Origin of the sequence: Rhodococcus sp. TAF43 (genome assembly GCF_052113525.1) — a bacterium.
In the GTDB taxonomy this organism is placed as follows: Bacteria; Actinomycetota; Actinomycetes; order Mycobacteriales; family Mycobacteriaceae; genus Prescottella.
The window spans coordinates 46,672-71,012 of record NZ_JBFRDL010000024.1 but is presented as its reverse complement, the minus strand read 5'-3'; the positions used below and the strand labels follow the sequence as shown (position 1 = coordinate 71,012).

24 protein-coding genes, 1 tRNA gene and 1 pseudogene are annotated in these 24,341 nt (G+C 68.6%); 10 read left to right on the top strand and 16 right to left on the bottom strand.

Annotation, left to right across the window (positions count from 1 at the left end; all coding sequences use genetic code 11):
• Positions 1–242, top strand: a pseudogene (locus AB4Z09_RS16575) (DUF2786 domain-containing protein); the annotation flags it as partial.
• Positions 243–330: 88 nt separating this feature from the next.
• Positions 331–1,626: an aminodeoxychorismate synthase component I gene (locus AB4Z09_RS16570; RefSeq protein ID WP_442240205.1), complete on the top strand. Its 1,296-nt coding sequence runs from the start codon at positions 331–333 to the stop codon at positions 1,624–1,626.
• Here the strand turns inward: AB4Z09_RS16570 and AB4Z09_RS16565 are convergent.
• From AB4Z09_RS16565 to rsmI, 3 genes are all read right to left on the bottom strand, one after another.
• Positions 1,547–5,602: an nSTAND1 domain-containing NTPase gene (locus AB4Z09_RS16565; protein ID WP_442240204.1), complete on the bottom strand. Its 4,056-nt coding sequence runs from the start codon at positions 5,600–5,602 to the stop codon at positions 1,547–1,549. The two genes, AB4Z09_RS16570 and AB4Z09_RS16565, sit on opposite strands and share 80 nt — an antisense overlap.
• 38 nt (positions 5,603–5,640) lie before the next feature.
• Positions 5,641–5,946 (bottom strand): hypothetical protein, encoded by a 306-nt coding sequence (locus AB4Z09_RS16560; RefSeq protein WP_174908820.1) that lies wholly within the window; start codon positions 5,944–5,946, stop codon positions 5,641–5,643.
• Positions 5,947–6,118: 172 nt separating this feature from the next.
• Positions 6,119–6,958: a 16S rRNA (cytidine(1402)-2'-O)-methyltransferase gene (rsmI, locus tag AB4Z09_RS16555; protein WP_114718236.1), complete on the bottom strand. Its 840-nt coding sequence runs from the start codon at positions 6,956–6,958 to the stop codon at positions 6,119–6,121.
• Between the two features lie 23 nt (positions 6,959–6,981).
• Here rsmI and AB4Z09_RS16550 point away from each other — a divergent pair, with 23 nt between their 5' ends.
• Together AB4Z09_RS16550 and AB4Z09_RS16545 are read left to right on the top strand one after the other, a co-directional pair.
• On the top strand, positions 6,982–8,541 hold the full coding sequence (locus AB4Z09_RS16550) for a dolichyl-phosphate-mannose--protein mannosyltransferase (protein WP_114718235.1): 1,560 nt from the start codon (positions 6,982–6,984) through the stop codon (positions 8,539–8,541).
• A gap of 65 nt (positions 8,542–8,606) precedes the next feature.
• Positions 8,607–9,662, top strand: a complete 1,056-nt coding sequence (locus tag AB4Z09_RS16545; RefSeq protein ID WP_442240203.1) for a phosphatidylinositol-specific phospholipase C domain-containing protein — start codon at positions 8,607–8,609, stop codon at positions 9,660–9,662.
• An 11-nt stretch (positions 9,663–9,673) separates the two neighbouring features.
• Here AB4Z09_RS16545 and AB4Z09_RS16540 read toward each other — a convergent pair whose 3' ends face one another.
• The 4 genes from AB4Z09_RS16540 to AB4Z09_RS16525 form a co-directional block, all read right to left on the bottom strand.
• Positions 9,674–11,230: a BCCT family transporter gene (locus AB4Z09_RS16540; RefSeq protein ID WP_442240202.1), complete on the bottom strand. Its 1,557-nt coding sequence runs from the start codon at positions 11,228–11,230 to the stop codon at positions 9,674–9,676.
• 82 nt (positions 11,231–11,312) lie between these two features.
• On the bottom strand, positions 11,313–11,744 hold the full coding sequence (locus tag AB4Z09_RS16535) for a DoxX family protein (RefSeq protein WP_174908817.1): 432 nt from the start codon (positions 11,742–11,744) through the stop codon (positions 11,313–11,315).
• 102 nt (positions 11,745–11,846) lie between these two features.
• On the bottom strand, positions 11,847–12,206 hold the full coding sequence (locus AB4Z09_RS16530) for a GntR family transcriptional regulator (protein WP_114718232.1): 360 nt from the start codon (positions 12,204–12,206) through the stop codon (positions 11,847–11,849).
• Positions 12,207–12,249: 43 nt separating this feature from the next.
• Positions 12,250–12,936, bottom strand: coding sequence for an NAD(P)-binding oxidoreductase (locus AB4Z09_RS16525; protein WP_114718231.1), 687 nt, complete (start codon positions 12,934–12,936; stop codon positions 12,250–12,252).
• An 82-nt stretch (positions 12,937–13,018) separates the two neighbouring features.
• Between AB4Z09_RS16525 and arsC the strand changes: the two genes are divergently transcribed.
• Positions 13,019–13,366 (top strand): arsenate reductase (glutaredoxin), encoded by a 348-nt coding sequence (gene arsC, locus AB4Z09_RS16520; RefSeq protein ID WP_174908815.1) that lies wholly within the window; start codon positions 13,019–13,021, stop codon positions 13,364–13,366.
• Between the two features lie 7 nt (positions 13,367–13,373).
• Here arsC and AB4Z09_RS16515 read toward each other — a convergent pair whose 3' ends face one another.
• A complete protein-coding gene (locus tag AB4Z09_RS16515) occupies positions 13,374–14,600 on the bottom strand; it encodes an arginine deiminase (RefSeq protein WP_174908813.1) in 1,227 nt (408 codons plus the stop codon).
• Between the two features lie 92 nt (positions 14,601–14,692).
• Here AB4Z09_RS16515 and soxR point away from each other — a divergent pair, with 92 nt between their 5' ends.
• A complete protein-coding gene (soxR, locus tag AB4Z09_RS16510; protein WP_114718228.1) occupies positions 14,693–15,154 on the top strand; it encodes a redox-sensitive transcriptional activator SoxR in 462 nt (153 codons plus the stop codon).
• 7 nt (positions 15,155–15,161) lie between these two features.
• On the opposite strand, the gene AB4Z09_RS16505 is transcribed toward soxR, so the two are convergent.
• The 3 genes from AB4Z09_RS16505 to AB4Z09_RS16495 are packed head-to-tail and all read right to left on the bottom strand — an operon-like array spanning position 15,162 to position 17,513.
• Entirely contained in the window at positions 15,162–15,668 is a 507-nt protein-coding gene (locus AB4Z09_RS16505) for a DUF2505 domain-containing protein (RefSeq protein WP_174908811.1), read from the bottom strand.
• Positions 15,669–15,690: 22 nt separating this feature from the next.
• A complete protein-coding gene (locus tag AB4Z09_RS16500; RefSeq protein WP_114718226.1) occupies positions 15,691–16,317 on the bottom strand; it encodes a response regulator in 627 nt (208 codons plus the stop codon).
• Positions 16,314–17,513, bottom strand: coding sequence for a sensor histidine kinase (locus tag AB4Z09_RS16495; RefSeq protein WP_114718225.1), 1,200 nt, complete (start codon positions 17,511–17,513; stop codon positions 16,314–16,316). Before AB4Z09_RS16495 ends, AB4Z09_RS16500 begins: the two co-directional genes overlap by 4 nt.
• A 128-nt stretch (positions 17,514–17,641) precedes the next feature.
• Here AB4Z09_RS16495 and AB4Z09_RS16490 point away from each other — a divergent pair, with 128 nt between their 5' ends.
• Both AB4Z09_RS16490 and AB4Z09_RS16485 read left to right on the top strand, forming a co-directional pair.
• Positions 17,642–18,709 (top strand): ABC transporter permease, encoded by a 1,068-nt coding sequence (locus tag AB4Z09_RS16490; RefSeq protein WP_174908809.1) that lies wholly within the window; start codon positions 17,642–17,644, stop codon positions 18,707–18,709.
• A gap of 34 nt (positions 18,710–18,743) precedes the next feature.
• The gene (locus AB4Z09_RS16485) at positions 18,744–19,472 is read left to right on the top strand and encodes an ABC transporter ATP-binding protein (RefSeq protein ID WP_442240201.1); all 729 of its coding nucleotides are present in this window, start codon (positions 18,744–18,746) and stop codon (positions 19,470–19,472) included.
• Here the strand turns inward: AB4Z09_RS16485 and AB4Z09_RS16480 are convergent.
• On the bottom strand, positions 19,456–20,295 hold the full coding sequence (locus AB4Z09_RS16480) for an SDR family oxidoreductase (protein ID WP_174908806.1): 840 nt from the start codon (positions 20,293–20,295) through the stop codon (positions 19,456–19,458). The two genes, AB4Z09_RS16485 and AB4Z09_RS16480, sit on opposite strands and share 17 nt — an antisense overlap.
• A 124-nt stretch (positions 20,296–20,419) precedes the next feature.
• A complete protein-coding gene (locus tag AB4Z09_RS16475) occupies positions 20,420–20,563 on the bottom strand; it encodes a hypothetical protein (protein ID WP_174907146.1) in 144 nt (47 codons plus the stop codon).
• Between the two features lie 233 nt (positions 20,564–20,796).
• On the opposite strand from AB4Z09_RS16475, the gene AB4Z09_RS16470 reads away from it, so the two are divergent.
• The gene (locus AB4Z09_RS16470; RefSeq protein ID WP_114718220.1) at positions 20,797–21,213 is read left to right on the top strand and encodes a helix-turn-helix domain-containing protein; all 417 of its coding nucleotides are present in this window, start codon (positions 20,797–20,799) and stop codon (positions 21,211–21,213) included.
• Between the two features lie 78 nt (positions 21,214–21,291).
• On the opposite strand, the gene AB4Z09_RS16465 is transcribed toward AB4Z09_RS16470, so the two are convergent.
• Positions 21,292–21,364: transfer RNA gene (locus AB4Z09_RS16465), tRNA-Ala, on the bottom strand.
• A gap of 162 nt (positions 21,365–21,526) precedes the next feature.
• Positions 21,527–22,357 carry a divisome protein SepX/GlpR gene (sepX, locus tag AB4Z09_RS16460; RefSeq protein ID WP_442240200.1) on the bottom strand — a complete coding sequence of 277 codons (831 nt, stop codon included), beginning with the start codon at positions 22,355–22,357 and terminating at the stop codon, positions 21,527–21,529.
• A gap of 619 nt (positions 22,358–22,976) precedes the next feature.
• On the opposite strand from sepX, the gene AB4Z09_RS16455 reads away from it, so the two are divergent.
• On the top strand, positions 22,977–23,633 hold the full coding sequence (locus AB4Z09_RS16455) for an MspA family porin (RefSeq protein WP_254622835.1): 657 nt from the start codon (positions 22,977–22,979) through the stop codon (positions 23,631–23,633).
• Between the two features lie 69 nt (positions 23,634–23,702).
• Here AB4Z09_RS16455 and AB4Z09_RS16450 read toward each other — a convergent pair whose 3' ends face one another.
• Positions 23,703–24,338: a GNAT family N-acetyltransferase gene (locus AB4Z09_RS16450; protein ID WP_114718217.1), complete on the bottom strand. Its 636-nt coding sequence runs from the start codon at positions 24,336–24,338 to the stop codon at positions 23,703–23,705.
• Between the last annotated feature and the right edge of the window lie 3 nt (positions 24,339–24,341).

The window sequence follows — 24,341 nt, the reverse complement described above, 5'->3', positions numbered from 1 at the left end:
GGCTCAAGGAGACCGACAGCCGGGCCACCGCCGAGGCCGCGGTCGACGCCGACGTGCGCATCGACGACCTGCTGCCCGTCCTCGCCGCGCGATCGGAGGCCGTCGACGCCGAGTTCGAGCGCCTGTTCCCGAGCACCAAGGCATCGCGGAGCAGATCCGTCGATGCCGACGGCTGGTATGCCGGACAGTCCGCCGCCGACGACGCCTCGTTGTCGCCCGCAGACCGGGCGATCGCGCGATGAGGCACCGCCCACACCCCCGGTGCCGACCGGATACAGATCACCGCGGACCGATGTCGTCGGAGGCACGGCCCCATGGAAAGCTGGACCAATGCGGATCGAGCGACTCGGAAGCGGCGGCACCGCCGCCGCCGTGTTCCGCGCATTGGCTCGGCGGGCTGTCACGCGGCAGCTTCCACCGCCGGCCGGCCTGATCGGCAGCTGGTTCGACGCCGCCGCCGTGATCGCACCCAGCGTGCACGCGAGTTCGTGTCGGCCCGACGACGYATTCACGTTCCCGGCGTCCGTCTCACGTGAAACACCCGTGCCCGACGGTCTGCTGATCGGCGGCGGCTGGATCGGCTACCGCGCCTACCCGGACCGATCGGGCGCGTTGCCGGCGGCTGCCGGTGGCTGGACGGATCACGTTCTGCGGCTGGACACCTCGGGATGCTGGTGGTTCGAGAGCCTCACCGACCTGTCCTGCCCCGACGACCTGGCCGCGGCTGTGCGGGAGCCCGTCGCGCAACCGCAGCCGTGGCAGATCGACTGGATCGACCCGGATCGGCGCGCGCACCGCCACGGCGTCGAGGCCTGCCTCGACGCCATCGCGCGCGGTGACGTCTACCAGGCGTGCGTGTGCGCGCGATTCCACGGGACGAGTTCAGGTGCCCCCGTGGACTTCTTCGCCGACGCCGTCGACCAGACGCGACCCAGCCGGGCCGCGTTCGTCGAGGGAACGTGGGGCGCTGTCGCGTCGCTGTCACCGGAACTGTTCCTGTCCCGCCGCTCGGGCACCGTCACGTCGAGCCCCATCAAGGGCACCCTCCCGCTGAGCGAAGACCCTGCCGCGCTTCGCCGTTCGGTCAAGGATGTCGCCGAGAACGTGATGATCGTCGACCTGGTCCGCAACGACCTGGGCCGGGTGGCCGAGCCGGGCTCGGTACGGGTCACCGACCTGTTGCGGGTCAAGCCGGCGCCGGGCGTGTGGCACCTGGTCTCGACGGTGTCGGCCGCCCTGCCCGAGACGGTCGGCACCCCCGAACTGCTCGACGCGGCCTTCCCTCCTGCCTCCGTCACCGGCTGCCCCAAACACTCTGCCCGACAACTACTCCGCGGCTGGGAACCCGAACCCCGCGGCGTCTACTGCGGCACGGTCGGCATGCACAGCCCGGTCGCCGGGCTCGAACTGAACGTCGCGATCCGCACCGTCGAGTTCGACGCGACCGGCGGCGTCGGACTGGGAGTGGGCGGCGGCATCACCATCGACTCCGATCCCGACGCCGAATGGCAGGAATGCCTCGACAAGGCCGCGAGCATCGTCACGCTCACGACGTCGCGCACGCACCCCGACCGGACTCCGGCATCTCGAAGTGTGCCGGCCGGTCCTGAGTCAGTTCCGAAGTAGCCGAACAGATCCGCTCGGTCACCGCGTCCGCGTCGAGTCGCCACGTGCGCAGCACACCGTCGCCTCCACCCGCGACCACGATGGACGAGTGCGGCAGGAAGTTGACCTGCCAGCGACCCGTTCCGATCGTCGTGAGCGGACCACCGACCGCCTCGCCGCCGTTGTCCCCGTCCACGCTCCACAGCCGGACCGAACCGTCGTCGCTGCCGCTGACGACGTGCGTACCGTCCGCGCTGAACGCGACGCTGTAGACCGTCCCCGTGTGCCCACTCATCGCCGTGCCGCGCGGGTTGAACCCACCCTCGGCGTTTCTGTCCCACAGCAGCAAGGTGTGGTCGTCGCTCGCGGTGACCAACGTGGAGCCGTCCGGACTGAACGAGAGCGAGTTCACGCCGCCGTCGTGACCGCCCTCGCCGACCGGACGGGACTGCGGCGCCGACGGATCGGTGACATCCCACGCATGGATCTCGCCGTCGGCACTGGCCACGACGAGGACGTCGCCGCTCGGACTGAACACCGCGCTGCGCACCAGGTTGTGGGGGCCCGGCAGGCTCGGCCCCCGCAGCACGGGGGCATACGGATCCTGGATGTTCCACAACGCGACCCGGAAGTCGTCGTCCCCGATCGCGAGGGTCCGGCCGTCGGGGCTGAACGCCATTTCCCACGTGAATCGGGTCGCCGTCGCGATCGGCGGGCCCATCGGCACCGGCCGCGCCGGGTTCTGCACGTCCCACAGCTGGACGCGCCCGCCCGCGGTCTGCGTGGTCGCGAGGACCCGACCGTCCGGAGAGAGCACCGCGACGTTGGCACCGCCCAACGGGCGCGGCACGTCGATCGTCCCCGCCCGCTCGATCTGACCGTGCCGGTCCACCGACCACAGCCGCACCGCCGAGTCGTATCCCGCGGTGGCGAGCAGTGATCCGTCACGATTCATCGACGGCAACGTCATCGACGAGTCCGACACCGGGACCGTGCCGCCCGGCAGCGTCCACACCCGCACCAGCGAATCCTGCCCGCCGGTGATGATCGTGCCGCCGTCCGGCGACAGCGCCAGCGCCGGGACCCCGCCTCCGTTCCCGCTCAGCGCGGGCCGCAGCTCGTGGAGAGTCCGGGTGCTCGGGTCCACCGACCACAGCTTCGTCGTCCCGTCCCACGACGCGCTCGCGAGTGTTCCGCCGTCGGCCGCGAAGGCGATGGTCCAGATGCCACCGGTGTGCGCCTGGACCGGAGCGCCGACCGGACGGATCGCGGCGATGTCGGTCGCATCGAACATCCGGATCAGCCCGTCGTCACTGCTGGCCGCGAGATTTCGGCCGTCCGGGCTGAAGGCCACCGAGTGCACGACGTCGTCGAAGCCCGACAGCTCGGCCCCCAGCTGGACCGGTTTGGCGGGATCGGCGATGTCCCACACCTTGACGGTGCGGTCGTCGCTCGACGTCGCGAGCACCGCGTTGTCGCGGAACGACGCCGTCCGCACGGCGCCGGAATGCCCCCGCAGGGTCCACGCCGGGAACTGTCCGGAATCCGGCGCCGACGTGTCGAAGAGGGTGACGGTGCCGTCGTCGTGCGGCGCCGCGAGCAGCCGGCCGTCGGGACTGAAGCGCACGTTGTGCACGGCACCCGGCGCGGTTCGCAGTCCCGAGACCAGGGGCCGCGGCGCCGCGCGGTCGCTGACGTCCCAGATCCACATGGTGCCGTCACCGCTGCCCGCCGCGAGGAGCCGGCCGTCGCGGCTGAACGACACCGACGACATGTACTGCTCGGGCCCGGTGAGTTCGGCGCCGAGCTGCACCGGCGCGGAGCGATCGGTGAAGTCCCACAGCCGCACCGATCGATCGTCGCTCGCGGTGGCCAGTGTGCGCCCGTCGGACGAGATCGCGACTCCATAGATCGGACCGGCGTGACCGGGCAGGGCCCGGGAGATCGGCGTGTTCTCCGTCGCGACCAGTCGGGTGAACGCGTCGGCGTTGTCGGGCCGCATCTGCCAGGCCGCGAGGGACAACTGCGCCGCAGTCGTCGGATCGGTGTCCCGCAGGGCATCCGCCAACGCCACCACCTGCTGGAACTGGGCGGTGCTGCGCTCGTTCTCGGCACGGGACTTCGCCCCGAGCGCCATCGCACCCATCACGATGGCGACGACGGTGGAGAACGCGAGCGCGGCCATCACGGTCCGCTGCATCCACGCCTGTCGACGGACCTGCCGTTCCGACGACTCGAGGAAGTCCTCGGCCGCGGGCGTCAACGACGGCGCGACCGCCGCGATCCCACCGGCTTCCGCAGCGGCGGCGCTGTCCGCCCGGTTGGCCGCGTGTTCGGCCAGCAGGTCGAGACGACCACGGTGGTAGAGCAGACTGTGATTGCGGTCGGCGTGCTCCCAGTGCACCGCATCGGTCTCGACCTGCTGCCGCAGCGCCGAGTACGACCGGTCCTCCTGGATCCAGGTCTTGAGCCGGGGCCACGTGTCGATGACCGCGTCGTGGATGAGCTCGACATCGTCGCCGTCGACCACGAGGACCCGCGCGTTGACGAAGTGGTCGATGACGCGCCGCGCGGCCCCGGTGTCGTTGCTCTCGAACGCCACGAGCTGGCTCAGGGTCCGTCGGATCTTGACGTCGGTGCCGGTACTCGTGACGTACACGAGGTGGACCATCATCGCCCGCGCCAGGACGCGGCCCTGTTCGTCGAGCTGTCCCCAGGCGCGCTCGGCGGCCGCGGCGATCGAGCCCAACACTCCCCCGGTGGCCCGGTAGTTCGCGATCGTCAGCTGACCACCACGCCGCCGCTCCCACATCGTGTCGAGCAGGTGCGAGACGAGTGGCAGGACAGTGCCGCTGCCCTCACCGGCGGTCAGCACCCCGAGGTCGTTGAGGATCAGGTCGACCAGTCCCGGCTCCAGTTTGAGCCCGATCATCCGCGCCGGCTGGGTGATGACCTCGACGACGTCTTCCCGCAGCAGCGGCGACACCGCCTTGCTGCGCTGTTCCAGTGCTCGTGCGAGCACCGGGTAGGCGAGCGCCTGAGCGTAGAAGTCGGAACGCATCGTCGCGACCACCGACGCGGTCTCGGACGGCTCCGCGCCGGCACGAGCAGTGGCCGCGAAGTCCAGAATCGTGAGGAACCGCGCCCGCTCGCCCGGATCCGCGCACTGCGTGAAGAGTTCCTCGATCTGGTCGACGACGAGAAGAAGCTGGTTCGCCTGCATCCGAACCGCGGCTCGCGCGAGCGCGGACTCGATGTGCTGGTGGTCCGGCTCCTCCCCCCAGTCGCCGAGCTCCGGAACCGCGGTGACCAGTGCCGCGAGTGGATGGGCGCCGGGCGTGAAGACCACCGGCGCGAAGGTGGCCCTGCCGCCCTCGCGATCGTGACCCCGCAACTCCGGGATCAGCCCCGCTTGTACGAACGACGATTTGCCGACACCCGAGGCCCCGGTGACGACGACCAGTCCCTGGCCCTGTGCCGACAGCACCGCCCCGACGAGTGCACTCACGCTGTGGCGGCGACCGAAGAACAGCCGCTCGTCCTTCTCGCGGTACGGCGCCAGACCGCGGTAGGGACGCACACCGGCGGGCAGGGCGGGCGCCGACGACTCGGTGCCGGCGCCGGTCGCGCGTCCTTGCTGGACCGCGTTCGCGCTACGCCACCACGTCTCCCACTGACGCATCGAGAAGAGCCCGTCGGTCGGCGGCGGTCCCCCGTGGAGTGGTCGGGCCATCCGGATCAGCACCGCCAGCACCGGGCGCACGGATTCGAACGTGGCGGGCATTCGTTTGCCCGAACGCCAGTCGCTCACGCGCTGGACGGAAGCGGGCTTGTCGCCCCCCAACGACCGCGTCAGGGTGGATGCCTCCGTGACGACCTTCTTGAGCGGGGGGCCGCCCGCGGTCGCGAACAACAAACGCAGCTGGTCGGCGAAGAACAGCCGTGCCTGCGCACCGGACCGCTCCGCGTCCGGCGTCTGTCCCGTCTCGGACGTCATCGCCCGTGCACCCTCCCTCGGTCCCCGACCGCTTCCACCTATTCGACCTGTTTGCCGCTTCCGCGGGCCTGCGGAATTCCGCTGCGGATTAATTCCTCACCACCCGCGAACTGCGATGATAGCCCCAAATGCGGACCCTTCGGTTTTCCTGTAGGGCGAAGCGGGGCAAAGTCGACATCGACGCACAACGGCCCTGCGCCGGCGGCGCGGTCGCCGGTTGGGGCTGAGTTTGACGAGGGGTAGTCCCTGCCGGTGCACGCCACGGTGAAGGAGCGCGAGATGATCGAACGAGCGACGAGATTGACGGCGAAGACGCCGCCTGCAATCGCCGCAGGTCTGATCATCGGCGCAACAGTGGGCCTGATGGTGCTGTTGGGTGCGGCCCCCGCCGATGCGGCCGCGACCCTGTCGGGTGGGACTTCGACTTCGGTCGAAGCTCCCACCCACAGGTAAGGGCCCGTCGGGGGTCGGCGGGGGCAGCTCGGATTCCTCACCCCGCGTGACCGGCGGTAGGACTCAGTCCCGCCGGGCCGCGAGCACCGTCTCGTACAACTCTCGCTTCGACACTCCCGGCGACGTCTCCGCGGCGACCTGCGCGCACGCATCCTTGAGTCGGATCCCGTCGGCGACGAGCCGTTCCACCTCCGCGACGAGGTCCTCCGGATCCGCCGACACCGGCTGTGCACCCTCCAGAACGACGGTGATCTCACCACGCGCGCCGTCGATCGCCCATTCCGCGAGTTCGGCGAGGGTGCCGCGACGAACCTCCTCGTACGTCTTGGTCAGTTCGCGGCACACCGCCGCCCGGCGCTCGCCGCCGAGCACCGCCACGGCGTCGGCCAGACACGCGGCCAGTCGGTGCGGCGCCTCGAAGAAGACGCACGCGCGAGCCTCGGTGCGGAGTCCTTCGAACCACGTGCGTCGCTGTCCCTGCTTGCGCGGCGGGAACCCGTCGAAGCAGAACCGTTCCACCGGCAACCCGGACAACGCGAGCGCGGTGGTGACGGCGGAGGGACCCGGCAGACACGTCACCGGCAGGTCCTTCTCGACGCACGCCGCCACCAGTCGGTAGCCGGGGTCGCTGACCGACGGCATGCCGGCGTCGGTCACCAGCAGGACCGTCTTCCCCTCCTCGATGTCGGCAACGAGCGCAGGCAGCCGGGTGACCTCGACCTGGTCGTAGAAACTGACCACCCGACCGGTGATCGTGACTCCCAGCGCGGAGGCCAACGACTTGGTCCGTCGTGTGTCCTCCGCTGCGACGACGTCGGCGGAGCCGAGCGCCCCGCGCAGTCGTTCGGAGGCGTCACCGACGTCGCCCATCGGAGTTGCGGCAAGGACGAGGCGACCAGTCATGGGAGACAGCCTACGATCGACCCGTGACCCAACTGACGGACGAGCGCCCCACGCCGCCGTCCGGCAGTGTCCGCTCCGTGAGTCCGGCGCCGCTCGCGCCGGACCCGGACTTCGGTCCGACGGATCGACTGCGGGGTTGGGTCGTGTCGCTGGTGATCACCGCGCTCGCGGCGATCACCCGGTTCACGATGCTGAACTACCCGACCGACGCCGGCACGCCCGTGTTCGACGAGAAGCACTACGTGCCCCAGGGCTGGCAGGTCCTCACCGGCGGCGGCATCGAAGACAACCCCGGTTACGGCCTGGTCGTGCATCCCCCCGTCGGCAAACAGCTGATCGCGTTGGGCGAGGCGATCTTCGGCTACAACGCGTGGGGATGGCGGTTCGCGTCGGCGGTCGCCGGAACGATCCTGGTGCTGCTCGTGGTCCGGATCGTGCGGCGCATGGCCCGCTCCACACTGGTCGGCGCGATCGCCGGCCTCCTGATGATCGTCGACGGCGTGTCGTTCGTGTCGTCCCGACTCGGCATGCTCGACATCTTTTTGGCCCTGTTCACCGTCGCGGCCCTCGGCTGCCTTGTGGTCGACCGCGACCAGGTGCGCGAGCGGATGGCCCGGGTGCGGGCGGAGGGCCGGATCGGTGTCAGCGACCTCGGTCCTCGTCTCGGGGTGCGCTGGTGGCGGTTCGGAGCGGGGATCATGCTCGGACTCGCGTGCGGCACCAAGTGGTCCGGGCTCTACATCATCGCCTTCTTCGGCCTGCTCTGCGTGGCGTTCGACGTCTCGGCCCGGCGCGCGTACGGGGTTCGTCGGCCGTGGGTCGGGACGGCGGTCCGCGATATCGGCCCGTCTCTCTATGCGCTGGTGGTCGTCCCGATCGGCGTGTATCTCGCGACGTACTGGGCGTGGTTCGCGAGCGAGACCGGCGTGGACCGGCACGCGACGGGCAATCAGATCGGCACGGGCAGCACGTTCTCGTTCGTGCCCGATGCGCTGCGATCGCTCTGGTACTACAGCGCCAAGGTCCTCGAGTTCCATTCGGGACTGACGAATTCGGCGGGCAATCACCATCCGTGGGAGTCGAAGCCGTGGACGTGGCCGATGGGCCTGCGGCCGATGCTCTACTACTACGCCGAGGGCGAGCAGGTGTCCGGCTGCGGTGGCCCGACGTGTGTCAAGGCCGTCATGCTGATCGGCACCCCCGCGATGTGGTGGCTCGCGCTGCCTGTTCTCGCGTGGGCGATGTGGCGGACGTTCGTGAGCCGCGACTGGCGGTACGCGACGGTGCTCACCGGCTACGCGGCCGCGTTCCTGCCCTGGTTCGTCACCCTGGACCGGCAGATGTACTACTTCTACGCGGTGGCGCTCGCACCGTTCCTCGTCATGGCGATCGCCCTGATACTCGGCGAGATCCTCGGCACCGCGAAGGATTCCGCCGAACGCCGCGGCACCGGACTGCTCGCGGTCTGTCTGTACCTGGGCCTGGTGGTCGCGAACTTCGTGTGGCTGTGGCCGATCCTGACGGCCGTGCCGATCAGCCCGGAGTTGTGGCAGCAGCAGCTGTGGCTGCCGAGCTGGCGCTGACCTCCGGATTCTTCGTTCCCGCAAATGACGTCCGCACACGCGCACGGATCGGTAGTGTGCACCGAATGTCCAGGTTTCGGATATCCCTCGCCGGGACCGTGTTTGCCGTTGTCGCCATGCTGTTTCCGGCTGCCGCACCGATCGCGCAGGCGGATTCCGGCCAGGCGAGCCACCCGCGATACTCCGACGTCACGTCGGTGGGTGTGCACAACACGTTCGAGAAGCATCGCTACGCGTTCCTCGCGGACGCGTTGGACGCCGGCACGGGCATGATCGAACTCGACGTGTGGACCAACGCCGTCGGACCGGATTGGCGCGTGTCGCACTCGAATCCGGTGGGCAACGACAACAACTGTGCGGGCGCGACGTCGGCGGCACAGCTGCGGACCGGCCCGCGCGACCAGTTCCTCGGTGGCTGTCTCGCAGATCTGCGCGCGTGGCACGACGCGAACCCCGCGCATCCGCCGGTCATGGTCAAGGTCGAGATGAAGGACGGCTTCACCGCGCCGCTGGGCCGGGGTCCCCGAGAGTTCGACGCCCTGGTGCGCAGCCATCTCGGCGACGCGGTGTTCGGGCCGGCGGACCTCGCCGACCGAGCCGGATCGACGACCCTCGACGACGCCGTCCGCACCGGCGGCTGGCCGGACCGCAGCGAACTGAGCGGCAAGTTCCTGTTCGAGCTGATCCCCGGCACCGTGCAGGAAGTGAACCCCCTCGACCACTGGTGGACCGACCGGGCGTACGCGACCCACCTGCGCGACCTGGCACGCGTCGGCGGCCTGGGCCTGGCGACCGCGTTCCCGGCGGTCCACAAGGCGCAGCCCGGCGATCCCCGCGTGGCCCKGTACGACGCGGATCTGCGGCCGTGGTTCGTCGTGTTCGACGGTGACGCGAGCGCTTTCGCCGCCGACGGGATCGACATGCGCTGGTACCGGGACAACGGGTACCTGGTGGTGATGACCGATGCCCACAACGTGGCACCGGCACTCGACCCGGTCGCGCCGGCCGAGGACGCCGCGCGCGGGCGCGTCACGGAACTCGCGGCGCGTTCGGCGAGCGTCGTGTCCACGGATTGGACGCCACTTCCGCAGGTGCTGTCGATGGTCGTCGATCGGTCCTGACGGCCGGGCGGTCAGGTCCAGCGCCGACGGGCCCGCACCGACAGTCGCCGTTCCTGCCGTTCGGCGAGGATCAGCGGATCGCGGGCCAGGTCCCGGTACAGCGAGATGCACAGCCCGATCATCACGATCACGAAGGGCGCGGCGGCGATGATCGTCATGGTCTGCAGTCCGTTCAGCGCGTCGGCGCCCCCGGTCCAGAGGATCAACGCGGCGACACCACCGGTGAGCATGCCCCAGAAGACGACCACCCAGCGCGCGGGCGCGAGCGAACCGCGCTGCGACAGGGTGCCCATCACCATCGAGGCGGCGTCCGCCCCGGAGACGAAGAAGATCGCGACCAGGACCATCACGAGGACCGTCGTGATGCCGAAGAGCGGCAGGTTCTCGAGCATCCCGAACAGTTGACTCTCGGTGGTGTCGCGGCCGGCGAGGTCGATGCCTTCGCGTTGTTCGTTGATTCCGGCACCGCCGAACACCGCGAACCACAGCAGACTGACCAGGCTGGGGATCAGGATCACCCCCACGACGAACTGCCGGATACTGCGACCGCGGCTGATCCGGGCGAGGAACATCCCGACGAACGGGGTCCAGGAGATCCACCACGCCCAGTAGAAGATCGTCCACGACGACAGCCACTCCGCCGTCTCGGGATTGCTCGACGCCGCGGTGCGGGCGGACATCGCGGCGAGGTCGGCGGCGTAGTTACCGATGGTCGTCGGGATCAGGTTGAGGATCAGGACGGTCGGCCCGAGGACGAACACGAACACCGCGAGGATCAGCGCCAGCACCATGTTGGTGTTGGAGAGCCACTGGATTCCCTTCGCGACCCCGGACACCGCCGACGCGACGAACGCGAGAGTGAGGACGGCGACCACCGCGACGAGCAGCAGCGTGCCGACCTCGCCCATCCAGCCGACCACCTCGAGCCCGGATCCGATCTGCAGGGCGCCCAGTCCGAGGGACGCGGCGGTGCCGAACATCGTGGCGAAGATCGCGAGGATGTCGATGACGCGGCCGATCGGCCCGTCGCTCCGCCTGCCCAGCAGCGGGAAGAAGGCCGCACTGATCAGCTGCGGTCGGCCCCGCCGGTAGGTGCCGTACGCGATGGCCAGACCCATCACCGCGTAGATGGACCACGGGTGCAGGCTCCAGTGGAACATCGTGGTGGCCATGGCCGTTCCGACTCCGCCGTCGGTCCCCGGCGGCGGATCGACGAAGTGGGCCAGCGGTTCGGCCACACCGAAGAACATCAATCCGATGCCCATGCCGGCGCTGAACATCATCGCGATCCAGCTGACGGTGGTGAACTCGGGTTTCTCACCGTCCTTGCCGAGCGGGATGCGCCCGTACCGGCTCGCGGCGAGCCACAGGGTGAAGATCACGAACCCGGAGGCGGCGATGACGAACAGCCAGCCCAGGTTGGTGACGAGCCACTCGAGCATGGCGCCGGTGACCGATTCGAGGTTGTCGGGGGCTACGAGCCCCCATACGACGATGGCGGCGACGGCGCTCGCGGCCACGCCGAACACCACACGATCGGTCCCGGACAGCTCGCGTGCGCCTGCCATTCCTCACACGGTGCTCACCCGGACCGGCAAAAGCAAGCACCCGGGCGTCGTGGCGACGTCCCGGGTGCCTGTAGTAGACGGATCAACCGGCGGACAGCACGCCCCGCGAGTTCTTGCCGACCACCGCGTCGACGCTGAGCCGCCCGGCGCCGACACCCGCGATCAGCAGCGACGCGACACCGAGCGCGAGGACCAGTTCGAAGCCGCCGTCGCCGACGAAGATTCCCTTGTCGGCGTGGACGAGGAAGAACGCCCCGGCCATGTCCAGGAACAGCAGCACACCGGCGATGCGGGTTGCGAAGCCGATGAGCAGCGCGATACCGCCGACCAGTTCGATGGTGGCGGCCGCGATGGCGGAGACGTCGGCGAGCGGGATGTCCATGCCCGCGAACGCGGCCTGCGTGCCGTCGATGCCCCAGTCGAAGAACTTCTGCCAGCCGTGGGCGATGAAGATGACACCGATGCCGATCCGGGCGATGAGCAGGGTGGCGTCGCGGAATGCGGTGGAATTCATGAGGGTCCTCGGAGGTGGTGGGACGCGCGAGAAGAACAGGATCACGCGCTCTCGGGTAGTCCCACTCTGACAGGTTTAAGTTGAAGCGTCAACCAAACCGGGTCACGCCCCCCTCAGCGCCGTCGCCACGAACGCCGCGGCATCGGTGTCGGAAATCCCCATGCGGCGAATGGCTGCGACGTACTCCGTGGCTGCCTGCTGCGCCTTCGTCCGCGTCGGATCCCCGGATGCCGCGATGAACGAACCGAGCCGTCCGCGGGTTTCGATGACGCCGAGCTGTTCGAGCTCACGGTAGGTGCGGGCCACCGTGTTCGGCGCTATGCCCAGATCGGACGCGAGCTTGCGGACCGTCGGAATCTTGGCGCCGGCCACCAACTCCTCGTTCCGCACGAGTTCGAGGATGCGCACCCGCAGCTGCTCGAACGGCGGCGTCGTCGAGTCGTGGTCGATCTCGATGTCCACTGCATCCCTTTCATCGCCCTGCGGCCGTTCACGCTGGTTGAACTCACGGTAACGCGGCTACAGCGTCCCTGATCGGAATCGAGCCATTCGTCAGCATCAACGTGCGGCCGACCGCCCGAGGTGCGCGGCCGTCCGCACCGGGCTCCAGCAACGCCGCGATCACCGCCGCGACATCGGCGCGCGGAACGGTGCCGCGTTCGAGCGGCGGGTCGGTGAGCGTCACCTCCCCGGTCGGGTCGTCGTCGGTGAGCCCGCCGGGTCGCAGGATCGTCCAGTCCAGCCCCTCCCGCCGCCGGAGGTCGTCCTCGGCGGCCGTCTTCGCCGCCAGATACGCAGCGAAGACCTCGTCCGTACCCGGAGGCACGGGCTCGCCCGCACCGAACGAGCTGATCTGGACGAACCGTCTGACACCGGCCAGTTCGGCGGCGTCGGCCAGGAGAACCGCCGCACCGCGGTCGACGGTGTCCTTTCGTGCGACACCGCTGCCCGGACCCGCGCCCGCGGCGAACACGACCGCATCGGCGTCGTGCAGCAACTCGGCGACCTGGTCGGCCGTCGCCTGTTCCAGATCGACGATCTCCGGCAGGGCGCCCAGCGCGCGCACCGGCCCCTCGTGGTCGGGATTTCGGATCAGCGCCACCGCGCGGTCTCCCGATGCGGTGAGCAGTTTGGTCAGGTGCCGGGAGATCTTGCCGTGCCCTCCGGCGATGACGATGCGTCGACCTGTCATTGCGGACTCCTCGCATTCGATTCGACTCGGATTCGACATGCATACGCGTTCCCTGCCATTGTCCCCGTGCAGAATGGCTCTCATGGCGAAGACCGCAACGATTTATCACAATCCCCGCTGCAGCACGTCGCGGAACACGTTGAAGCTCATCGAGGAGGCCGGCATCGAGCCGACCGTCGTCAAGTACCTCGAGACGCCGCCGTCCCGCGACGGCCTGCGCAAGCTGCTCGACGACGCGGGCCTGCGCCCGAGCGAGGCGATCCGCAAGAAGGAGGCGCTGTACAAGGAACTGGGGCTGGCCGAGGCGTCCGAGGACGAACTGCTCGACGCGATGGTCGACAACCCGATCCTCATCGAGCGGCCGATCGTCGTCACCGACCGCGGCACCGTCCTGGCGCGGCCGTACGAGAAGGTGCGCGAGATCCTCTAGTTCCCGGTCAGTCCAGCGGACCGCGCGCGAGCGGACACGACATGCAGCGCGGTCCGCCCCGACCCGACCCCAGCTCGGACCCGGAGATGCGCAACACCTCGATGCCTGCCGCCTCCATCCGCGCGTTCGTCTCGACGTTGCGCTCGTAGGCAACCACGACGCCGGGGGCCAGCGCGAGGGTGTTGTTGCCGTCGTCCCACTGCTCACGTTCTGCGGTCACATGATCCAACCCGGTGTCGATCACCCGTAGCTTGCCGATCCCCATCGCGGCCGCCGCGGCGTCCAGGAACGGTTCCGGTCCCCCGATCCCGACGACGCCGTCCTCACGTCGAATAGTGAACGCCGACAAGGTGTCCCGCACCGCGGGATACATCACGACGGCATCCGAGTCGACCATCGTCAGTACGGTGTCGAGGTGCATCGACGCGCGCCGCTGCTCGATCGGTACAGCCAGGACGGTGTGCGCCAGCTCGTCCTCGAACACGCTGCGCGCCAACGCCTCCGCACCTGCCGGGGTGGTCCGCTCCCCCACCCCGACCGCGATGACCCCCGGCGCGAGCAGCAGGACGTCGCCGCCCTCGACGGGGGCGGTGTGGGACTCGTAGGCCCGCCGCACCCCACGAAACCGCGGATGGTGCGCGTAGATCAGGTCGGTCAGTGACGCCTCACGCACCCGCGCCGGCAGTGCGAGCGATGTGATCGCGACCCGGCCGCCGATCCAGAACGACGAATCCCGCGTGAACAGCAGGTTCGGCAACGGGTCGATCACGAAGTCCGCGCCGTGGTGCATCAGCCGCACGAGCGACGGGGTGGCCGCACCGGTCCCGATCGGCAACTCGTCGAACGTCATCCCGGACGTGAGGATCGTCGACAGCTCGGCGGCCGGGACGCCGCGCAGGTGCGCCGCCAGGTCCTGCGCCAGGACGTGCCCGAGTTTGCGGGGGTCGACAGCAGCCGAGATGCCCTGCATCCGGGCGGCGCCGCTGGTCGTGAGGGTCTCGGTGAGCAGGTCGGACACGAGCAGCACCTCGATGCCGCGGCCGCGTAGGACGTCCGCGAACGCGTCGTGCTCGTCCTGCGCACGATCCACCCAGGGCAGACCGTCGAACAGCAGTTGATCGTTGTTGCGGGGAGTGAGACGCCGTAGCTCGTCGCCGGGGCGATGCAGGAGCACCGACCGCAGCGCACCCACCTCGGTGTCGACACCCAGTTCGGACGGCTCCCGCACGCTCATGCGTAAACGGTAGTCCCGTGGACGACGGTCGGCACCCCGCACCCAGATCCTCGAGTATTGTTCAGGTTGTCGGCTCAGGGAAGGCGAGCACCGTGGACATGCCCGATTGGAACACCCGGGAACTCACGCCCGGACAGCTCTCCGAGCGCAGTGGTGTGGCGGTCTCCGCGCTGCACTTCTACGAGCGTGAGGGCCTGATCTCGAGCCGACGTACCAGCGGGAACCAGCGACGCTACAAGCGCGACGTGCTGCGCCGGGTGGCGTTCATCCGGCTGTCGCAGAAGGTCGGCATCCCCCTCGCCGAGATCCGCGACGCGCTCTCCACGCTGCCGGACGGCCGCACCCCGACGCGCAGCGACTGGGCGCGGCTGTCGAGCCGGTGGCACGCCGATCTCGACCGGCGGATCGAGCAGCTCACCAGGTTGCGTGACGACCTCACCAACTGCATCGGATGCGGGTGCCTGTCCCTCGCGAGTTGCACGCTGGCCAACCCGCACGACGAGTTGGGAACCGAGGGTCCGGGCGCACGGGTGATCGACGTCGAGATCGACTGACGCCCGGTCAGCCGTTGTCGAGCCGACGGTGGGCCTCGGCCCGGTCCCGCTCGACCACCTGTGACACCATCTGACGCACCAACAGCTCGATCTGGCTACCCACCAGCGGAATTCGCACTGTGGCCGTGCCGCGGACATCGAGCACGGAGCCGCTGGTGCCCGGACGTAGCGTGTATTCTCCGTCGATCGTGACGGGAATGCCGGTGGCGGACCCGGCGAGTGTCCCCGACGCCCGGCCGTCGTGCACGGCGCGCCACGTGTCGATCCGCTCCATCCGCATCTCACCGCGGATGACCTTGCGCACGAGTGCGGGGAACGTGTCGGTATCGACAGCCTCGGTCATCGTCACGGTGACGAGCGACTGCCCGTCGCCGTCGGACGTCCGGTCCACCCGCACCGATCCGCGCGACTGCGGCGGCATCCGCGAACGCCAGTAGCCCTCGTCGGTCAGGAGTGCGTGCACCCGGTCGACGGGGTGGTCGAAATCGGCCGAGAACTCGAATCGCTTCGGCATTCTGCCGACGCTACCGCACCGCTCAGGCGATCAAGCCCCGTTCGCGGGCCGCGGCCACCGCGGCCGTGCGGCTGTCGACCTCGAGCTTCGTGAACGCATGCACCAGGTGCGATTTCACCGTCGCCTCACTGACGAACAACTGTTTCGCAATTGCCCGATTGGACAGCCCCTCGGCCACGAGTGCCAGCACCTCGGTCTCCCGCGCGCTGAGGTCGGCGCGCGGTTGCTGCATCCGCCGGTAGAGCCGCTGCGCCACCTCGGGATCGAGCACCGTCTCGCCGCGAGCCGCCGCGAACACCGAGTCGATCAGCACGTGCGGGGCGGTGTCCTTGAGCAGGTACCCCGCGGCGCCCGCCTCCACGGCCCGCAGGATGTCGGCGTCGGTGTCGTACGTCGTGAGCACCACCACCCGCGGCGGGTTCGGGCGCGCCACGATCTCGGCGGTCGCACCGGCGCCGTCGATCCCGGCGCCCAGACGCAGATCCATCAGCACCACATCGGGTTTCGCGGTCGCGGCCAACGCCACCGCCTCCTCGCCCGACGACGCCTCGGCCACCACCTCGACATCGTCGTGCGACGCGAGCAGCGCGCGCAGCCCGGCGCGGACCACCGGGTGATCGTCGACCAGCAGGACCCGCACGACGCTCACAGGGGACGCCCGACGGGAAGTGTTGCAGCCACGGCAGTTCCGTCGCCCGGAGCCGATTCGACCACCAGTGTTCCTCCTAACAGTGCAAGACGATCGCGCATCGCCCGCAGCCCGAATCCGCCGGCCTCGCGTTCGTCGAATCCGATGCCGTCGTCGACGATGTCGAGACGTACCTCGTCGGTGGCGTACGTCAGGGTCAGCCGCACGCGCCGAGCATGCGAGTGCAGGCGCACGTTCGCAAGAGCGCTCTGCCCCACCCGCAACAACGCGACATCGTAGTCCATCGGCAGCGGGACCGGATCGCCGTCGGTGAACAGTTCTCCGACGATCCCGGTGTGCTGTTCCAGCTGCTCCAGCTGTCGCCGCAGCGCCGACTCGAGCGGCGCGGACTCGAGATCCGACGGCCGCAGCGCATCCACCACCCGTCGCGCCTCCACCAGGTTCTGCTGTGCCGTGTCGGCGATCTGGGTGAAGGTCGGGGCCGTATCGGTGCCACGCAGGCCCGCACGAGCCAGCAGAAGGATCGACGAAAAACCCTGTGCCAATGTGTCGTGGATGTCGCGGGCCAGGCGCGCGCGCTCGGCGACGGCGCCGGACTCGCGCTGCAACGCGACCAGTTCGTCCTGTGCATCGAGCAGCTCGCGGTGCGCGTCGGTGAGCTCGTCGACCAACTGCTGACGCTGCGCCGCCTCACGGGCCAACTGCTGGTACACCATCGCCATGCCCGCGGCCACAGCCGAACCGAAGGTCGGACCGAGGATGGACGCCACCGTGTTGCTGTCGCCGTGCAGCAGACTCGCGGCGATCGAGACGACCGTGAGCACCACGGTCGTGATCAGCGCCACCGGGACCGACAGCAGGTGGAAGCACAGGAAGAACAGTGCGAAGACGACCCACACGAAGTTGGGATTCGACGCCACCAGAGCCAGCCAGCCCGCCACCAGCACCGCCAGCCAGACCTGGCCCGTCGAGCGCTGCACGACACCGCGGCGGCGCACGAACGACACGCCGCCGATGTACCAGGCGAGCTCCGCGAGCGCTAGCACCAGAATCCAGGCCTCGTGCGCGCCCTGCGACACGAGGACCCGGCCGATACCCACCGCGAGAAGCAGAACGAACAGGACGTGGGCGCCGATCTGCATCGCGCGCAACACCGGCGCGACGCCACCGGGAAGGGACACGTCGTGGGTCTGCATTGCATTCACGCTAACACCGCGGCACCACCCGCCGCCGCCGTGAACCGCTGTCTCCAACTTTCGATGGACCGGCGAAGTCAACCGATGCGCGATGCCCCAACCACCCCCTTCACGCGAAGCTGGATGACATGTTCCTCAGCATTCGAGATCTCCGCTTCGCCAAGGGCCGATTCACCCTGATGAGTTCGGCGCTGTTCCTGATCTCCCTGATGGTCGTGATGCTGTCGGGGCTCACCACGGGACTGGGCAACCAATCGATCGCCGCGGTCAAGCACCTCGGCGCCGACAACTTCGCGTTCGGCGAGCCGGCCGACGGGCAGTCCCTGTCTTTCGGGGAGTCCACCGTAACCGAGCAGCAGCGCGACGCCCTCGCCGCGACCGCCGGTGTCGACGAGGCCGCCGTCATCGGAATCGCCCCCGTCCGGATCTCCGCGGGAGACCGTGAGGTCGCGGCCTCGGCGTTCGGTGTGGACGGACACTCGTTCGCCGCCCCCGTGCCGCTCGACGCCGCCTCGGTCGCGGTCGACGCCGACCTGGCGAAGGACAACGGCTGGGGCGTCGGGAGCCAGATCACCATCGGCGCCGACACCTTGACCATCAGCGCCCTCGTCGACGACTCTCTCTACAGTCACCAGCCGGTCGTGTGGATGAACCACGACGTGTGGACACAGCTCCCGGCCGCAGGCGGCAGCGACGGCACCGTGATCGCGATGCGCACCTCCGGCGGCTTCGACGCCGACAGTGCGGCAGCCGCCACCGGCACGTCGATCACCGACGAGGGCGGCGCCCTCAACGCGATCGGCTCCTACACGTCGGAGCGCGGATCCCTGCTGCTGATGCAGGCGATGCTGATGACAGTCAGCGCCCTCGTCGTCGGCGCCTTCTTCACCGTCTGGACCATCCAACGCAGCCAGGACCTCGCCATCCTCAAGGCTGTCGGCGCCTCCACGAAGTACCTGCTCAAGGACGCCCTCGGGCAGTCCCTCATCGTCCTGACGCTCGGCGCCGGCCTCGGCAGCCTGGCCGCCCTGGGACTGGGCACGATCGCATCGAAGTTCGTGCCGTTCACGCTGACCGTCTCGGGCACGCTCGTCCCGTTCGTCGCACTGATCGTGATGGGCATGATCGGCGCCACGGCAGCACTGGCCCGGATCGTCTCGATCGATCCGCTGACCGCGCTCGCGAACGCGCGCTGAGCCCGGCGTCCGACAGAACTCGAAAGGACCTCCCATGAGCATCTCGCTCCGCAACGCCGTACTGACCTACCCCGACGGAGACACCCGCCTGCGCGCCCTCGACGACGTCGACCTGGACGTGAACCGCGGCGAACTGGTCGCCGTCACCGGGCCATCGGGCTCGGGAAAGTCGAGCCTGCTCGCGGTGGCCGGACTGCTGATCTCGCCCGAGTCGGGCACCGTCGCGATCGACGGCACCGACGTCACGGGCCTCGATCGCGCAGCGCGCACCGACATGCGCCGGGAGAAGCTCGGCTTCGTCTTCCAGCAGTCGAACCTGCTGCCGTCGCTCACCGCGACCGAGCAGCTGCAGATGATCACGCACCTGAACGGCGGTTCGGTGCGCGAAAGCCGCAAGCGGGCCCGGGAACTCCTGTGCAGCCTCGGACTCGAGGGCCAGCTCGACCGACGCCCGAACCAGCTCTCCGGCGGCCAGCGTCAGCGCGTCGCGATCGCCCGGTCGATCGTGAACGATCCCGCGGTCCTGTTGGTCGACGAGCCGACGTCGGCGCTGGACGAGGAACGCAGCCGCGAGATCGTCGCGCTGCTCGCCGAGCTGAGCCGCGAGCGTTCGGTCGCGACGGTGATGGTGACGCACGATCTCAGCCAGTTGGACCTGGTGGATGCCGCCTACGAGATGCACAGCGGTGCATTGCGTCCCCGCGGCGCTGGGATCGCTACAGCTACAGCTACAGCTACAGCTACAGCTACAGCAGCTTACTGAACTGGTCGTTCGCCTTCTGCATCACGAACTCGTACGGCGGAGCGAACTTTCGCGCCCACCAGTAGCCGAATCGGATGTCGTTGGACGTGTACACCAGATACCGGTTCTTCTCGATTCCGGCGATGATGCAGTCGGCGACCTTCTCCGGAGTCACGGCGCGCTTCTCGAATCGGTGCGTGAGCTTACGGATGCGGGGATCGTCGCGGTCCACACCGGCAATCTGCACAGTGCCCACCAACGGCGTCTTCACGCCACCGGGCACCACCAGGCTCACGCCGATACCGTGCCGCTTGAGATCGAACCGCAGGACCTCGGACACCCCGCGTAGACCGAACTTGCTGGCGCTGTAAGCCGCGTGCCACGGCAGCGCCAGCAGGCCGGCGGCCGACGACACGTTCACGAGGTGTCCGCCGCGCCCGGCCGCGATCATCGGGGGCACGAACCGCTCGATGATGTGAATCGGGCCCATCAGGTTCACGTCCACCATCGACTTCCAGTGGCGATGCTCGAGATTCTCGACGGTGCCCCAGGCCGAGATGCCCGCGATGTTCATGACGACGTCGAGGCTGCCGAACTGTTCGTGGATTTCGTCGGCGAACGCGGTGACCGCGTCGAAGTCGGACACGTCGAGGGCCCGCGAACACTCGATGGTGCCGCCGGCGTGCTCGCAGAGGCCGACGGTCTCCTCGAGTCCCACCGCGTCGATGTCGGTGAGGAACAACCGGGCACCTTCCGCGGCCGCCGCGAGAGCCGTGGCCCGACCGATTCCGCTGGCCGCCCCGGTGATCAGGCACTTCTTACCGTCGAGCGTCTTGATCGCCATCGCCTGCAGTTCCCCGCCTTCGATCGGTTCAGGTTCAGTCCGTTTCGGCAGTGTACGTGGCGCACACCGGAATCGGCGCCGGACGATCTGCGGCGCCGATTCGGGCAGGTTCGGTGGAGCCGCGTCAGAGACGCTGCGCCATCTCGTCCTGGTAGTCGCGGATGGTCTTCTCGAGCCCCTCCGCGTCCTCGGGACGACCGTGGCTGCGGGCCTCGTCGGCCCGGTCACGCAGCACGTGAATCGCCCGGCGCAATTCGTTGTCGCTCATTCTGCGGTCCATGCCTCCCAGTTTCCCCGTCGCGGGCGCCATTTTCCAGGCGTCGCGCGCTGGTGGTAGCGATTCGAGACCAAGCGGTTGGCCGTGAGCTACCACAAGGTTATTCGTATGCCAAGGCAGCGTTCCACCGTCCCGAACGGCGCCACGGCGGCAGGTTTCGAACGATTGATCAATCAATACATTCGAGCTACCCGCCGGTTATCTCCGGTGTTAAGATCGTCGCGATGTCTGACTTCGCCGCACGGCTCAACAAGCTCTTCGAAACCGTCCATCCACCGGGCCGGAAGCCGCATACCAATGCGGAAGTGGCGAACGCCCTCATCGCGGACGGCCACAAGATATCCAAGCCGTACATATCGCAGCTGCGCTCCGGCCAGAGAAGCAATCCCTCGGACGAGACCGTCGCGGCCTTCGCGAAGTTCTTCAAAGTGAAGCCGGCGTACTTCTTCAACGACATCTACGCCTCGAAGGTCGACCATGACCTCGAACTGGTCACGCAGCTCCAGGGCTACGGGCTGCGGCGGCTGGCGACCCGGGCATTCGATCTGTCCGAGGAATCGCAGACGCTGCTGACCACGCTCGCGGAGAAGCTGCGGGCGGCGGAAGGCCTGCCCGAGATCCCGCCGGACGCCTCGCGCTGACGGAACCTGCGGTACGCGACACGAGAAGTACCGGAACACGAAAGAGGCCCTCTCCCGAAGGAGAGGGCCTCTTCATTGTGGAGCTGAGGGGAATCGAACCCCTGACCTCTTCGATGCGAACGAAGCGCGCTACCAACTGCGCCACARCCCCGAACCACGATCCGCTTTCGCTGACCGCTCGGCAACTCTAACAGGACATGCTCCGAGATAACGAATCGCCTGGCCAGCGGCAAAAAATGGTCGAAAACGGCAGGGCGCCCGATCACCGTGGTGATCGGGCGCCCTGAAGCCGGAAGGGGAATTTGCCGGGAAATCACTGCCCGGACGCGCGCCTCATACCGTCGTCGCGGTAGGACACCTCGTAGTCGTCGTGCCGGCCACGGTCGCCACGCTCGACGAACTCCGCGTCGTAGTGGTCGAGATGATCGAACGCCGGGTCACCGTCGTCGACCTCGAGAACCACAGCGCCGGGCCGGCGCAGCCGCGCCGGGACCAGTCGCAGCTCCTCGTCGGAGTCCGATTCGACGCCCAGTCGCGAACGACCGAGGCGGGCCATGCGGCGACCGCGGATCTCCTGCTCGAGATGGACCTGCCGACGCAGGTAGGCGAGATAGCCCACGAGGGCGACCACCGAGAAGGCGGAGACCCACCACATCACGGGGGTCAACGCCACGGCGAGCGCGGCCGTCAGGATCGTCGCGAATATCAACCCGAGCACCGTGCGCTGACGGAACTGGTACCGGGCCGCGCTGGCGATCGCGTCGGCCTCGGGATCGAATCCACCCCGGCCGCGCCGATTCGGGACGTAGTCCCGGGCTGTGCCGCGCGTGCGGTCGATCGCATCGTCCATCATGCTCTCGTCGGCGTGAGCGTCCATTCGATCCTCCGCATCCGTGCCGTATGAGTCGTCGCCGTAGGTGTCACCGCGCAGCCGTACCGACGCCGGGCGCCAGTTCGGATCGCTCCGATGTCCGGCCGCGGGCCCGCGTGCCGGGCGTTCCGCGTCGCCACGATGCAGCACTCGAGTCGCGAGCGCCGCATCCGTCGTCTGCCGGATCCGGGGCCGCTTGCTGACAAGCATCGGAACAAGGACGAACAGCCAGACGGCAACCAGCGCGATCCAGATGATCGAGGAACTCGGCATACCGACGACCTCCTCCCATTCGTCTACCAGCACTGATGACGCCAATGACCTGCTCAGGCTAGTGGCATCCGCACCGTTGCCGTCGCAGGCGCGCCGACTCAGGTTTCGCAGGTGTCACACCCGTCACTCGATTATCACCTCTCGAGAAGGAAATTGCAGCCTCGAGATTCAAGTGAGCCCAAGACCACTCCCCGCATACCCGCGTCGCCGCCGGCACTCGGCCGCCTGCGACGCCGCCCGATACGGACCCCGGCGACCGACTGCGCCCGGCGCCCGAACCGGGCCGGCGCGTGGGCACACACCCGGACCCGCCTTTTCCCGACCGTTCACGCGAAAGTGATAACAGCGACAATTCGCCGTCGAAACAGAATCGTTAGCGTCTCTTTATCAAATTTGAGAAAACAAGTCGCCAAAACCTTACGGATCAGTGACAGAGAACCAATACTGCAACCGGGCGTCCACGATTGTCGTAGTCGTCCCGAACTCTGCCCGAGGCCGGCGCGCTCCGGTCGCGAACAATCGAAGACGAGGAATTCCCATGCACGTGAATCACCGGTCTTTTCTTCGCCGCAGGCTTACGCGATCCGCTTCTGCCGTCATTGCCGGAGCAGCCGCCGTGATGCTCACGGTTTCCGTCGGTTCCGCGGGCGCCGAAGCCACATTCCAGCAGGACACCTCCGCCCACGCCGTCAGTTTCGACGGCTGGGAGCTCCACATCGACCAGACCGGTCAATCGCTCAACAGCGTCGCCCCGCTGTCCGGCAATCAGTTCACGCGCGACATCTTCGCGAGCGGACGAGCGCTCGCGACTGTCAGCGGTAACGGCGGCTCCCCCTACACCGGCGGCGTGCTCGAGGTGGGATACCAGATCGGCTACCAGGCCGACGTCTCCAACGGTGCCGTCATCACCGGCAATGCCGGGCTGACCCCGGGCGTGGTCTACATCCCGGAACAGGCGGAGACCGTGCACCTCACCGCGGACCCCAACATCCCGCCGGTCGTCGACCTGTTCAACGGTCAGGCACTCGAGCTGGGTATCGAGACCCCGGTCGAGGGCAACCTGTCCACGCAGGTCGCGCCAGGCACCATCGCGACGGTTCCGGTGCAGAAGAAGGAGTGCAAGTCCACCCAGTGCGCCATCACGCTGCGTGATGTCCATCTCGAGGTCAACCACGCCCTCGGCTCGGTGTCGGTCCGCTCCTACGCCATCTTCACGGCATCCACCGATGTCGCGGACGACGTCGTCGTCAGCTACGGTCCGCCGGTCATCGTGTGACCTGTGGCCGAACGGCCTCGTCGGGCTCGGGCCCCGGCGGGGCCGTTCGGCTGTCCGGGCGCTCGCCCATCAGCTCCAGGTGGCCCGTCCGGCCCGCACCAGACGATCGGACACCGAACCGGGTACCTCCTCGACGGTCATCGCGACCAGCAGATGATCGCGCCACTGACCGTCGACGTCGAGGTACCGCCGCAGCAGTCCCTCCTCGCGGAAACCTGCATGCCGCAGTACCGCCTGACTCGCCAGATTCTCCGGACGAACGGTGGCCTCCACCCGGTGCAACCCCATCGGACCGAAGCAATGGTCGAGCCCCAGCGCGAGTGCAGCCGTCGCGATGCCCTGCCCGCCCACGTCCTTCGAGACCCAGTAACCGATCCACGCGGACGACAGCGCACCGCGGACGATGTTGCCGACGGTGATCTGACCGCACATGCTGCCGTTCAACTCGATGGCCATCGGCAGCATGCGACCTTTGCGGGCCTCCGAGCGAAGACTCGAACACAACCCCGGCCACGCCGTGATGTGATGCCGGTCCGCCCAGGGAGCCTGACCGGTCGGCTCCCACGGCTCGAGGTGTTCCTGGTTGGCGATGCGGAGCCGACTCCACACGGCAGCATCCCGCAGACGAACGGGCCGCACCGTCACGCGACCGCCGACAACCCCCAACGGTCCGAGCCGAGCCGGCCACCCCGGATGCACAGACACGGT